The organism is Streptomyces sp. NPDC030995, from assembly GCF_055571215.1.
In genome coordinates this window covers 13094-25179 of sequence record NZ_JBVIFS010000048.1, presented here as the reverse complement: position 1 = coordinate 25179, position 12086 = coordinate 13094, and the positions used below count along the sequence as shown (strand labels likewise).

The 12086-nt window shown below is 72.2% G+C and carries 14 protein-coding genes; 4 read left to right on the top strand and 10 right to left on the bottom strand.

Features of this window, described 5'->3' with window-relative positions; translation table 11 throughout:
• Positions 1 to 46: 46 nt before the first annotated feature.
• Positions 47 to 571, top strand: coding sequence for a DinB family protein (locus tag ACZ45T_RS36575; RefSeq protein WP_468448463.1), 525 nt, complete (start codon positions 47 to 49; stop codon positions 569 to 571).
• Positions 572 to 715: 144 nt separating this feature from the next.
• Entirely contained in the window at positions 716 to 1252 is a 537-nt protein-coding gene (locus tag ACZ45T_RS36570; protein WP_468448462.1) for a hypothetical protein, read from the top strand.
• A gap of 1 nt (position 1253) precedes the next feature.
• On the opposite strand, the gene ACZ45T_RS36565 is transcribed toward ACZ45T_RS36570, so the two are convergent.
• The 8 genes from ACZ45T_RS36565 to ACZ45T_RS36530 all read right to left on the bottom strand — a co-directional run bounded on the left by ACZ45T_RS36565 (position 1254) and on the right by ACZ45T_RS36530 (position 8098).
• Entirely contained in the window at positions 1254 to 1814 is a 561-nt protein-coding gene (locus ACZ45T_RS36565; RefSeq protein WP_468448479.1) for a hypothetical protein, read from the bottom strand.
• Between the two features lie 95 nt (positions 1815 to 1909).
• Positions 1910 to 2578, bottom strand: a complete 669-nt coding sequence (locus ACZ45T_RS36560) for a uracil-DNA glycosylase (protein WP_468448478.1) — start codon at positions 2576 to 2578, stop codon at positions 1910 to 1912.
• Between the two features lie 113 nt (positions 2579 to 2691).
• The gene (locus tag ACZ45T_RS36555) at positions 2692 to 4275 is read right to left on the bottom strand and encodes an ABC transporter substrate-binding protein (RefSeq protein ID WP_468448461.1); all 1584 of its coding nucleotides are present in this window, start codon (positions 4273 to 4275) and stop codon (positions 2692 to 2694) included.
• A gap of 152 nt (positions 4276 to 4427) precedes the next feature.
• Positions 4428 to 5189 carry an SDR family oxidoreductase gene (locus ACZ45T_RS36550; RefSeq protein WP_468448460.1) on the bottom strand — a complete coding sequence of 254 codons (762 nt, stop codon included), beginning with the start codon at positions 5187 to 5189 and terminating at the stop codon, positions 4428 to 4430.
• A 28-nt stretch (positions 5190 to 5217) separates the two neighbouring features.
• Complete coding sequence (gene fabG, locus ACZ45T_RS36545; protein ID WP_266610951.1) at positions 5218 to 5979, bottom strand: 3-oxoacyl-ACP reductase FabG; 762 nt, start codon at positions 5977 to 5979, stop codon at positions 5218 to 5220.
• Positions 5980 to 6239: 260 nt separating this feature from the next.
• A complete protein-coding gene (locus ACZ45T_RS36540) occupies positions 6240 to 6623 on the bottom strand; it encodes a DUF3037 domain-containing protein (protein WP_468448459.1) in 384 nt (127 codons plus the stop codon).
• Entirely contained in the window at positions 6620 to 7465 is an 846-nt protein-coding gene (locus tag ACZ45T_RS36535; RefSeq protein ID WP_468448458.1) for a HipA family kinase, read from the bottom strand. The genes ACZ45T_RS36540 and ACZ45T_RS36535 overlap by 4 nt, the downstream gene beginning before the upstream one ends.
• Positions 7466 to 7483: 18 nt before the next feature.
• Positions 7484 to 8098: a cysteine hydrolase family protein gene (locus ACZ45T_RS36530; protein WP_468448457.1), complete on the bottom strand. Its 615-nt coding sequence runs from the start codon at positions 8096 to 8098 to the stop codon at positions 7484 to 7486.
• A gap of 91 nt (positions 8099 to 8189) precedes the next feature.
• Here ACZ45T_RS36530 and ACZ45T_RS36525 point away from each other — a divergent pair, with 91 nt between their 5' ends.
• Complete coding sequence (locus tag ACZ45T_RS36525; protein WP_468448456.1) at positions 8190 to 8648, top strand: pyridoxamine 5'-phosphate oxidase family protein; 459 nt, start codon at positions 8190 to 8192, stop codon at positions 8646 to 8648.
• Positions 8649 to 8683: 35 nt separating this feature from the next.
• On the opposite strand, the gene ACZ45T_RS36520 is transcribed toward ACZ45T_RS36525, so the two are convergent.
• Positions 8684 to 9580: a LysR substrate-binding domain-containing protein gene (locus ACZ45T_RS36520; protein WP_468448455.1), complete on the bottom strand. Its 897-nt coding sequence runs from the start codon at positions 9578 to 9580 to the stop codon at positions 8684 to 8686.
• A 74-nt stretch (positions 9581 to 9654) separates the two neighbouring features.
• Between ACZ45T_RS36520 and ACZ45T_RS36515 the strand changes: the two genes are divergently transcribed.
• Positions 9655 to 10662, top strand: coding sequence for a DMT family transporter (locus ACZ45T_RS36515; RefSeq protein WP_468448454.1), 1008 nt, complete (start codon positions 9655 to 9657; stop codon positions 10660 to 10662).
• Positions 10663 to 10721: 59 nt separating this feature from the next.
• On the opposite strand, the gene ACZ45T_RS36510 is transcribed toward ACZ45T_RS36515, so the two are convergent.
• Positions 10722 to 12056: an aminotransferase class I/II-fold pyridoxal phosphate-dependent enzyme gene (locus tag ACZ45T_RS36510; protein WP_468448453.1), complete on the bottom strand. Its 1335-nt coding sequence runs from the start codon at positions 12054 to 12056 to the stop codon at positions 10722 to 10724.
• Between the last annotated feature and the right edge of the window lie 30 nt (positions 12057 to 12086).

Genomic DNA, 12086 nt, shown 5'->3' with positions numbered 1-12086 from the left:
GCTTAATCCCTGGTGGCGGGGGCCGGGTTCGCCGAGGATGTCCCCCATGACCACCAGTTCTGGATCACACCGCAGCGAACCCGCCACCACCGCCGACGAGCGGGAAATGCTCGACGGCTGGCTCGATTACCACCGCTCCACCCTCGTCTGGAAGTGCGAGGGGCTCGGGGACGAGCAGCTGCGCCGCGCGCCGTTGGCGCCCTCCGAGTTGAGCCTCCTGGGCCTCGTACGGCACATGGCGGAGGTGGAGCGGTACTGGTTCCGGGAGATCATGCTCGGCGAGGACCTTCCCGAGCTGTACTGCACGAGCGCGGACCCGGACGGCGACTTCCACCTCACCGACAAGGACACCTGGGCCGAGGCCGAGCGGGTCTGGCAGACCGAGGTCGAGCTGGCGCGCCAGGCCGCCGGGGGCCGTTCGCTGGACCTGCTGTCGGAGGCCGAGAGCCACCACCGCGGCGAGGTGTTCAGCCTGCGCTGGGTCTACACCCACATGATCGAGGAGTACGCGCGCCACAACGGGCACGCGGACCTGCTGCGGGAGCAGATCGACGGCGCGACGGGCGACTGACGGGGGCAGTGTCCGGGGACGGTGTCCGGGGGTGTCCGGGGGTGGTGTCCGCGGCGGTGTGCGGCGGATCGGCCGTCACCCGTGCGGGGTGAATATCGGCTCCGGGTTTTCGCAACGGGGTCCTCGCACAGCAGAGTTGCGCGAGTGCATCCAACCCGAACCACGACAACTCTGCTGCTCGGAGTGGCCTGTGCCGTCTCGGCTGTCTCCGGCTGTGTGAATGTGAGCCCCGGTCCCGCCCAGCCGGCGGGGGCCCCCGCGGCCGGGGTGCCGCCCCGGCACGAGCCGCGCACCGGGCCCGGGGCCGGGGCCGCCCCTGTGGTCGTCCAGGCACCCGCCCTGGAGGCACTGCGGGCGGTCCCGGAGCAGCCCGCGCGGCCCGCGGCCTCCGTCCCCGCCCCGCGGTCCTCCCGGCAGCCCGCGCGGGGTGCCTCCGACGGGTCCGCGCCGGACGCGCCGCCGGTCCCGGACATCCCGGAGCCGCACCGGCCCGCCGAACCGGCCTCCGGGCGTCCCGACGGCCGCCCGCAGCGCTCCCGGCCCGACGCCCAAGTGGAGCGCGAGCTGATCCGGAAGCTGCCGGTGCGGCCGGCCGACGTGTGCGCGCTGGGCCGCCGGCACGGCCGCTGGCACCCGGACAGCCCGGAGGCCCGTATCTGCGCGGGCGTCCAGGGAGGCTGATTCACGGGGACTGTTCGGGGAACGGCCGGGGCCCCCCGCCCGGTTCCGTGGCGAGGCGCCGCTCCAGCCGGGCGATGGCCGCCCGTACGCCGTTCCCGTACCCGTCGTCGGACAGCGCCCCGGTGGCCGCGCGGGCCCGTGCCAGGTGGACCCGGGCCGCTTCCGGGCGCTGCAGCTTCACGTAGTCGGCGGCCAGGCTGAGGTGCAGGGACGGGTAGAACACGCGCATCGCCGCGTGTGGTTCACGCCGTGCGGGCGCTCCGTCGCCGGGAGCCGCACCCGGGGCGGGATCGGGACCGGGTTCGGGTCCCTCTCCCAGCGCGTCGGCCGCGGTCAGGGCCCTCAGGTCCCAGGCCAGTTCGTCGGCGGGATCGTCCTGGGCGTCGGCCATGTAGTGGGCGAGGGTGCACCGGTGCAGGGAGTCGCCCTCGTCACCGATCTCGGACCAGATCTCGCCGAGCCGGTTGCGGGCCTCCTCGCGGTCCCCGGCGTGCAGCAGGATGACCGCCTGGCCGATCCGGGTCATGACGGCGTCCTCCGACGCCTCCTGCTGCTCCGTCAACGCGGCCTCCGGCTTGCTCTGCCAGACCTGCTCCGGTCTGATCATCAAGAAGCTAGCCGGAGGTACCGGCAATGGCGCCGAGGCGCGGTGGGGCGTCAGCCGAGGTCCGGGATCCGCCAGTCGATCGGCTCATGGCCCTGGGCCGCGATGGCCTCGTCGATCTGCGTGAAGGGCCGGGACCCGAAGAACTTCTTGGCCGACAGCGGGGAGGGGTGGGCGCCCTTGACGATGACGTGCCGCTCCTCGTCGATCAGCGGGATCTTCTTCTGGGCGTAGGCGCCCCACAGGACGAAGACGGCCGGGTCGGGGCGCTCGGACACCGCGCGGATCACGGCGTCGGTGAACTTCTCCCAGCCCTTGCCCTTGTGCGAATTGGGCTCGGCCTCGCGGACGGTGAGCACCGCGTTGAGCAGCAGGACGCCCTGCCGGGCCCACGGCATCAGGTACCCGTTGTCCGGGATCGGCAGGCCGAGCTCCTCCTTCATCTCCTTGTAGATGTTGCGCAGCGACGGCGGGGTCTTGACCCCGGGCTGCACGGAGAAGCACAGGCCGTGACCCTGGCCGGCGCCGTGGTAGGGGTCCTGGCCGAGGACGAGCACCTTCACCTGGTCGAAGGGAGTGGCCTCCAGGGCCGCGAACACCTGCTCGTGGGGCGGGTAGACCGGCCCGTTCGCCCGTTCCTTCTCGACGAACTCGGTGAGTTCTTTGAAGTAGGGCTGGTCCAGCTCCCCGCCGAGGACGGGGAGCCAGGACTCGGGCAGCATCTGGGTCACGGTGACAACCTCCGGTACAAGTTCGTGCAACTGCTCCAGAACTTACCGGGGCCCACTGACAACGCGACGGCCGCCCGGGGCGGCCGCCCGCCCCGGTACCGCGACTACCAGCTGGTCTTGCGGTACAGCTCCCACATCTGCATGGCGGTCTGCGGGTCCAGCGCCCGCTCGGCGCCCGCGATGTCCTCGCGTGCGGCGACGTACAGCTTGCCCTGCCACAGGGGCAGCAGCCGGACGTCCTCGGCGAAGATCTGCTGCGCCTTCTCGAACTCGCGGACTCCGGACGAGCGGTCGCCCTCGCGGCGGGTCTTGGGCAGGAGATCGTTCAGGATCTCGGTCTGCTCGTACGGGGTGCCGACCGCGTTCTCCCTGCCGACGAACGGCGCGATGAAGTTGTCCGGGTCCGGGAAGTCGGGGAACCAGCCGCGGCCGAAGACCGGGTACTGACCGCTCTTGTAGCCGTCCTGGAAGGCCTTCCAGGGCTGGCTGCGCAGGGTGATCTTGAAGAGGAGGCTCTCGTCCAGCTGCCGCTTGAGCTCGGTGAACTCGTCGGCGGTGGAGGAGCCGTAGCGGTCGGTGGTGTACCAGAAGGTCAGCTCGACCGGCTGGGTGATCCCGGCGTCCCGGAGGATCTTCTTGGCCTTGACGACGTCCGCGGGACCGTACTTGTCGTGGAAGGGCGTCTTGTGGCCGACGACCCCCTTGGGGACCATCGAGTACAGCGGCTCCGCGGTGCCCTGGTAGACCTTGGAGACGAGCGTCCCGCGGTCGATGACCTGGGCGATGGCCTGGCGGACCGCGAGCTTGTTGACCGCCGGGTCCTGGGGGTTGAAGACCAGGTAGCGGATCTCGGCGCCGACGTTCTCGACGACCTGGACGCCCAGCGCGTGCGAGGCGGGGGTCTGCAGGTCCGTGATCTCCGGAGCCGACAGGCCTCGGTAGGTGGCGTCGATCTCCTTGGCCTTCAGGGCCGCGACCATCTTCGGGGAGTCCGCGAAGTAGCGGATGGTCACCCCGTTGTTGCGGCGGTTGGCGAAGCCCGCATAGCTCCCGTTGCGGCTGAGGACGGCCTCGCCGCCGTCCTTGTACGAGTCGAGCACGTACGGGCCGGAACCGGTGATCTTGCCGTCCTCCCGCACCTTGTCGGCCGGGTACTCCTTGGGCGCGACCAGCGAGGCGGCGGGCGAGCCGAGGACGTACGGGAAGGTGGCGTCCGAGGTCTTCAGGTGGAACACGACCGTCAGCGCGTCCGGGGTCTCGATCTTGTCGAGGCTGCCGAAGAGGTCCTTGGGGCCGACCTTGGACCCGATGGTCCTGATCCGGTCCAGGGAGTGCTTGACGGCCTTGGAGTCGAGCGGCTCGCCGTTCGAGAACTTCAGGCCCTTGCGCAGGGTGCACCGGTACGCCTGGCTCGCCCCGTCCGTGAACTCGCAGCTCTGGGCGGCGTCCGGCTGGGGCTTGGTGGAGCCCGTGGGGAAGGCCAGCAGGGTCTGGTAGACGTTCCGGTACAGCTCCCAGGAGCCGTCCCATGCCGCCGCGGGATCGAGGTTGCTCGGTGCGCTCGTGGTACCGACGACGATCCTCTTCGCATCGTCGCCGTCGTCCTCCGACAGCAGGCCGCATCCGGCGAGCAGGGATATGGACGCAAGGGCCGCAGTGATCTGCAGGCATCTGGTCCGGTTGAACACGTGCACGCTCCTCGATCAGCCAGGGGTGCGGCAGACCCTACCGCAGTGCCTCACGAATCCAATGGGGTGGTTTCGTGAGGCACTTGACCGGTTCCGTGCATATTCGATACGCATTTACCTCTGTTTCGGAGGCCAATGTGTCCGATTATCGGTCAATGCACTCCAGCATTGAGGAACATCCCTCCGTCAACGAGGAGAGTTTGGCCCGTCATCCATTCCGCTTGTGCGGATGTGAGGAACGCCGCGACCCCACCGATGTCTTCCGGAAGCCCGAGCCGCCCGAGCGGATAGGCGGCCGCGGCCTCCTGTTCCCGGCCCTCGTAGAGCGCCTGCGCGAACTTCGTCTTGACCACCGCGGGGGCGATGGCGTTGACGCGGACCCCGGGCGCCATCTCGTGGGCGAGCTGGAGGGTGAGGTTGATCATGGCCGCCTTGCTCATCCCGTACGCGCCGATGAACGGCGAGGCGGAGACGCCGGCGATGGAGGCGATGTTCACGATCGCACCGCCGTTGTCCTTCTGCCAGGCGTGCCAGGTCCGCTGGGCGAAGCCGAGCGCCGAGATCACATTGGTCTCGAACACCTTGCGCGCGACTCCGAGGTCCAGGTCCGCGATCGGCCCGAAGACCGGATTGGTGCCCGCGTTGTTGATCAGGAAGTCGACGCGGCCGAAGGCCTCCATCGCGCGCTCGACCGCGACGGCCTGGTGGGCCTCGTCGTGCGCCTTGCCCGCGACACCGATCACCCGGTCCGCCCCGAGCCGCTCGACGGCCTCCTTGAGGGACTCCTCGTTGCGCCCCGTGATGCAGAGCCGGTCGCCGCGTGCGAGCAGCGCCTCGGCGATGCCGTAGCCGATGCCCCGGCTCGCCCCGGTGATCAGCGCGACCTTGTCGCTGTCCGTTCCGTTGTACGTCATGACGTGCGCCCTGCCTCTCGTGGACTCGTCAGTTGAGGGGGCCGCCGGCCACGTACATGACCTGGCCGGAGACGAAGCCGGCGGCCTCGCCCGTGAAGAAGGCGATGGCGTTGGCGATGTCGTCCGGACGGCCGACGCGCTGGACGGGGATCTGGGTGGCCGCGGCCGCCTGGAAGTCCTCGAAGCCCATCCCCACGCGGGCGGCGGTCTGGGCGGTCATCTCGGTGACGATGAAGCCGGGGGCGACGGCGTTGGCGGTGACGCCGAACTTGCCGAGCTCGATGGCCAGCGTCTTGGTGAAGCCCTGCAGGCCGGCCTTGGCGGCGGAGTAGTTGACCTGACCGCGGTTGCCGAGCGCCGAGCTGCTGGAGAGGTTCACGATGCGGCCGAACTTGGCCTCCACCATGTACTTCTGACAGGCCTTGGACATCAGGAAGGCACCGCGCAGGTGCACGTTCATGACCGTGTCCCAGTCGGTCTCGCTCATCTTGAAGAGCAGGTTGTCGCGCAGCACGCCCGCGTTGTTGACCAGGATGGTCGGGGCGCCCAGCTCGCTCGCGACGCGCGCGACGGCCGCCTCCACCTGCGCCCCGTCGGAGACGTCGCAGCCGACCGCGAGGGCCTTGCCGCCGGCCGCCGTGATCGCCTCCACGGTGTCCTTGCAGGCCGCCTCGTCGAGGTCGAGTACGGCGACGGCCCGGCCCTCGGCGGCCAGGCGTACGGCGGTGGCCGCGCCGATGCCCCGGGCCGCCCCGGTCACGATCGCGACGCGCTGCTCGGTGGTGGACATGCTGGATCTCCTCGCCCTTGAGAGGCGGCCGCCCAGAGGTGAGCAACCGCTTAGTAGCTTCAGCTGAGGAGACGCTAGGAGCCCTGGCACCCGGTGTCAACGGCAGGCCGATTCAGCCCCGCCGGGGACCACCCCGGCCTCGCCGGCGCGTTCGAGCCGCCGGGGGCCGATTCAGCCCCGCCGACGTTTGAGGCGCGGGGGCCCGGGGGCGGAGCCCCCCGCAACGCCGCCGCACCCGAACACACCGGCGGGACCCCCGGTCAGCGGACCAGCAGGTCCAGCAACCGCTCCACCTCCACGGCGGGATCGGCCGTCAGGCCGGTGTGCACCGGCCCCGGCTGCACCACCGTGCTGCGCGGCGCGATCAGCCAGCGGAACCGGCGCCCCGCGTCATCGCCCGCCGCCTGCCCGGCCGACTCGCCGCCCGCGCACACGCCCTCGACCCCGCGCAGGGCGGCCCGTACACCGGCCACATCGGCCCGGGGGTCCAGCGCGAGGAGCTTCGCCTCGTCGAGGTGCGTGCGCGCGGCGACGTAGGAGTGCGCCCGGCAATAGACGATCACGCCGGCGTTGAAGCACTCGCCGCGTTCCATCCGGGGCACCACACGCACCAGCGCGTACTCGAACACGTCCCGCTTGGTCACTCGTCGTCGCTCTTCTTCTTGGTCTTGTGCGGCCATTCGGGCAGGTGGTCGGTGAGCCAGCCGGGCGGTCCGGCCGGGGCCTTCACCTCGGCCTCCAGCGAGATCCTCTCGTGGATCGTGGCCGCGCGCGGCAGCAGTGCCTCCACATAGGCGCGGCGCAGGGCGTCGGTGGTGTCGAAGCCGGGCTCGTCGACCAGCCACTCGTCGGGGACGTCGGCGGCGACCTCCGTGAGGAGCTCCTCGGTGACGAGCGGAGCGAGGGCGGCCGCCGCGGCCGCGATGTCCGGGCCCACGGGGGCCAGTACGTGGTCGGAGGCGTTGTAGGGCTTGGCGGCCGCGGCCGCGGCGGTGGGCCAGTTGTGGTGCCAGATCATGGTGGCGCCGTGGTCGATGAGCCAGACGTCGCCGTGCCAGACCAGCATGTTCGGGTTGCGCCAGGACCGGTCGACGTTGTTGATCAGGGCGTCGAACCAGACCACGCGCCCGGCCTCGACCGGGTCCACCTGGTACGCGAGCGGGTCGAAGCCGATCGAGCCGGGCAGGTAGTCCATGCCGAGGTTGAGCCCGCCGCTGGCCTTGAGCAGCTCCTGGACCTCCTGGTCGGGCTCGCCGAGCCCGATGACGGGGTCGAGCTGCATCTGCACCAGCCGCGGGACCCGCAGCCCCAGCCGCTGGGCCAGGCGGCCGCAGATGACCTCGGCGACCAGGGTCTTGCGGCCCTGTCCGGCTCCGGTGAACTTCATGACGTAGGTCCCGTAGTCGTCGGCCTCGACGATTCCCGGGAGCGAGCCGCCCTCACGCAGGGGCGTGACGTAGCGCGTCGCGATCACTTCGGACAACATCCGCCCAGGTTACGGGGGTCAGGACGCGGGAGCCCACTGCTTAAGCAGCGCTTCGGCCGTGGTGATGGCGGCCACCAGCGCGAGGGAGTTGCGGATCACCTCGGCGGTGCAGGAGGCGGGCACCCCCGCGATGGCGTCGGCCGGGACCACGACCTGGTAGCCGAGGTTCACGGCGTCGAAGACGGTGTTCGGGATCGCGATGTTGGAGGAGACCCCGGTGACGACGAGGGTGCGGATGCCGAGGTTGCGCAGCAGGGCGTCGAGGTCGGTCCCGGCCATCGGGGAGAGCCCGTGCAGCCGCCGGACCACCAGGTCCTGCCCGGCCACGACGATCGGGGCGGCGACCTCCACCGCCGGGCTCCCGGTCAGCTGGCGTACGGGCAGCTTCCCGGCGGCCCGGAACAACCGCGCGTTGCTGTTCGCGCCGAGCCCGTCCGGCCGCCGCTCGGCGACCGCGTGCAGCACCTGTACGCCGGCCCCGCGCGCCGCGTCGACCAGCGCGGCCACCCGCTCCAGCATCCCGGAGTCCCGGGCCTCCTTGGCGAGCTCGGGCAGCGCGCTCTCCTCGCCCACCACACCGTTCTGGCACTCGACGGTGAGCAGCGCGGTGGTGGCGGGATCGAGATCCGGCATGACTCCCCCTGGCGTGGCGACGGAAGAGCCCTCATGATTCCTGACACACAGTCAGATGTGAAGGGGTGCAGGACGGATGGACGAGGCACGCGTGAGTGAGACGCAGCGGCGGGGCCGCCGCATCATGATGAGCGACGCGGAAGTGGACGCCTTCCTGCGCGAGCAGAAGACCTGCCGGGTGGCGACGGTCTCCCCGGACGGACGCCCGCACGTGGGCGCCCTGTGGTTCGCCTGGGACGGCAGCTCGCTGTGGCTGTACTCGATCACGCGCAGCCGCCGCTGGTCCGACCTGCGCAAGGACCCGCGGATCTCGGTGGTCGTGGACGCGGGTGAGGCGTACGACGAACTGCGCGGCGTGGAACTGTCCGGCAGCGCCGTCTTCGTGGGCGAGGCCCCGCGCACGGGCGAGCCCTGCCCCGACCTGGCGGAGGCCGAGCGGATCTTCCCGGTCAAGAACTTCGGGATCGCGCAGATGCCGCACGACGGACGGCACGCCTGGATCCGGCTCACCCCGGAGTCGGTCGTCTCCTGGGACTTCCGCAAGCTGTAGGGCCCGCCGCACCGGAGCCGGACCCGTGCGGCCCGCTACCGTGCGGCCGCCTCCCGCAGGGCGTCGACGGCGGCGCGAATGGAGGGCCGCCGGTCGGCGTCCGCGCGCCAGACGGCGTACACGTGGCGGCGTACGGTGTCGCAGACCGGCAGCAGCCGTACCCCCGGGGGCACCGGGCCGCGGCCCAGCCTGGGTGCCACGCAGACCCCGAGTCCGGCCTCCACGAAGGCCAGCTGGGTGTGGTGCTCCTCGGCGATGTGGGCGATGCGCGGCTCGATGCCCGTACCGCGCAGGGTGAAGACCAGCCACTCGTGACAGAACTGCCCCTCGTTCCAGGAGATCCAGTCGTCGTCGGCGAACTCGGCGAGGGAGATCTCGGACCGTCCGGCGAGCCGGTGGCCGGCCGGGACCGCGATGTCGACGGAGTCGTCCAGCAGGTGCGTCCGGGTGAGTTCGGCGGGCACCGGCATCCGCTTGTTGTACCAGTCGATCGCCAGGGCCAGGTCGAGGTCACCGCGCACGACGGCCGCCATGCTCTCCTCGGGCTCCTGCTCGCGCACCAGGGCCCGCAGGTCCGGATGCCCGGCGCGCAGCGCGGACAGGGCCCGGGGCAGCAGCCCGCGCATGGCGGTCGGGAAGGCGCCGATCCGCAGCTCGCCGACGGCGCAGCCCCGCTGGGCCTCGACGTCGGCCTGGGCGAGCTCCACCTGGGAGATGATCCGGGCCGCGTGATCGGCGAGCAGCCGCCCCGCGTCGGTGAGCCGGACCCCGCGCCCGTTCTTGGCCAGCAGCGGCTGGCCGACCTCGCGCTCCAGCTTGGCCATCTGCTGGGACACGGCGGAGGTGGTGACGTGGAGGCCGTCGGCCGCGCCGCTGACCGAGCCGTGGCGGGCGAGGGCGTCGAGGGTGCGCAGGCGCTCCAGGTTCAACATGTAAGCGATGCTACGCCGTCACTCCGAGAAACTCTCGCTTGTCCTACGAAGTTGATACGAGCACAGTAAGGGTCATGAGCGCACCCACCGCCGCCCGGCCGACCCTCCCGGCCCCCACCGCCCCGGCCCCCACCGCCCCGTCCTCCACCAGCGGCGCCACCACCGCCACCACCACCGCCCCCACCCGGCGGGGCGGTCTCCTCGACTGGCGCGTCCGGTTCGCGATCCTCTCGGTGGTGTGGGGCTTCAGCTTCCTGCTGATCAAGGTGGGCACGGAGGCGTACGCCCCCTTCCAGGTGGCTCTGGGCCGGGTCCTGTTCGGCGCGCTCGCCCTCCTCACCGTGCTGCTGATCCGCCGTGAGCCGCTCCCCCGCGGGCTGCGCACGTGGGGCCACCTCACCGTGGCGGCGCTCCTGCTCAACACCGCCCCCTTCTCCCTCTTCGCGTACGCGGAACTGAGCATCCCCTCCAGCCTGGCGGGCATCTGCAATGCGACCTCGCCGCTGTGGGGCATGGCGCTGTCGATGGTCGCGCTGTCCGAGGACCGTCCGACGCGCCGCCGCTTCGCGGGCCTGGGCCTGGGCTTCCTCGGTGTGCTCACCGTCCTCGGCGCCTGGCACGGCTTCTCCGGCGTCGACGCCAAGGGCACCGCGTTCGCCCTGCTGGCCTCGCTCTGCTACCCCATCGGCTGGATCTACGTCCGCCGCACGCTGGCCGGCACCCCCGGCTCCCCGGTGGCCCTGACCGGCGGCCAGCTCGTGGTCTCCACGCTCCAGCTCGCGCTGGTGAGCACCCTGTTCACGACGGCGCCGGCCTCGTTCCCGCTCTGGCCGACCCTGTCGGTGATCGCACTGGGCGCGCTCGGCACGGGGATGGCCCTGCAGATGCAGTACGGGCTGGTGACGGAGGTCGGGCCGACCACCGCCCAGATGGTCACCTACTTCATCCCGGTCATCGCCACCACGGCGGGCGTCCTCGTCCTCGGCGAGCAGCTCCACTGGAACACCCCGGTCGGCGCCGCGATCGTGCTGGCCGGCGCCGCCCTCACCCAGACCCGCCCCGGCCCCCGCAAGCCCGCCTGACCGGCGCTGACCGCCGGGCGATCATCACACCGAGAGCGGGGCCGGGCAGCCGACCGCGGTCAGTCGTACCGGACGCCCGCCGCCCCCGGCCTGACCGCCGCGGCCACCGCGTCGGCCAGGCCCGGGACCTCGGCGACCTCCAGCGGTGACACCGTCAGCCGCACCCCGGGCGCCGCCTCGACCCGGAAGAGGGCTCCCGGGGTCACCGCCCACCCCGCGGCGAGCATCCTCGTGACCACCGCGGTCTCGTCGGCCACCGGCACCCACACGTTCAGCCCGCTCCGGCCGTGCGCCGGCACTCCCCGCTCCCGCAGCGCCGCGACCAGGGCGTCCCGCCGCTCCCCGTAGGAGCGGGCCACCGCCGCCGCGTCCACCGCGTGCGAGGTCATCAGTTCCACCACCGCGTACTGGAGCAGCCGGCTCACCCACCCGGGTCCCAGCCGCTGACGCCCCCGCACCCGGTCCAGCGTCACGTCGTCCCCCGTCAGCACCGCGAGCCGCAGGTCCGGCCCGTACGGCTTCGCCGTGGACCGGATCAGCGCCCAGTGCCGGGTCACCCCGCCCAGCGGATGCAGCGGCAGGTCGACGATCCCGTGACCGTGATCGTCGTCGATCACCAGCACCCCGGGGTGCCGTGCCAGCAGCTCCCGCAGTTGCGCCGCCCGCTCCGCGGTCACCGCGGCCCCGGTCGGGTTCTGCGCCCGCGAGGTCACCACCAGGGCCCGCGCCCCGGCCGCCAGCGCCCGGGCGACCGCGTCGGCCCGCGGCCCGTCGTCGTCCACCGCCACCGGCAGCATCCGCAGCCCGAGCGCCGGGACCAGGTCCAGCACGCCTCCCCACCCCGGGTCCTCGACCGCCACCGCGTCCCCGGGGCGCAGGTGGGCGACCAGCACCCGTTCCATCCCGTCCAGCGCGCCCGAGGTCACCCCGATCGGCCCCGGCGGCACCCCGTCCGCGTCGAAGTCGGCCCGGGCGAGCCGTGCGAGTTCCGGGGCGACCGGGTCCGCCCCGTAGAGGGTCGGCGCCTGCGCGTACCGCCGGGCGGCCGCCGCCAGGGCCCCGTCCAGCGCGGGGAGCAGCGCCACGTCCGGGCTGCCCCCGGCGAGGTCCCGTACGCCCGCCGGGAGCTCCATCCGCAGCGCGTCCCGGGGCGTGCTCGACGGGCGGGCCCGTACCCGGCTGCCGCGCCGCCCGTCGGTCGCGATGACCCCGCGCTCGCGCAGCGTCCGGTACGCCGCGGCCACGGTGTTGGGGTTCACCCCCAGCTCGCCGGCCAGCTCCCGCATCGGCGGCAGCAGCGCCCCCGGCGCGAGCGCGCCCGAGGCCACGCCCGCTTCGACACTTGCGGCGATATCCGCTGTACGACGGCCCGTGATCCGATAGTCTCCTAGCACAAACACAAGTATGCACTAGTGCAATGGAGT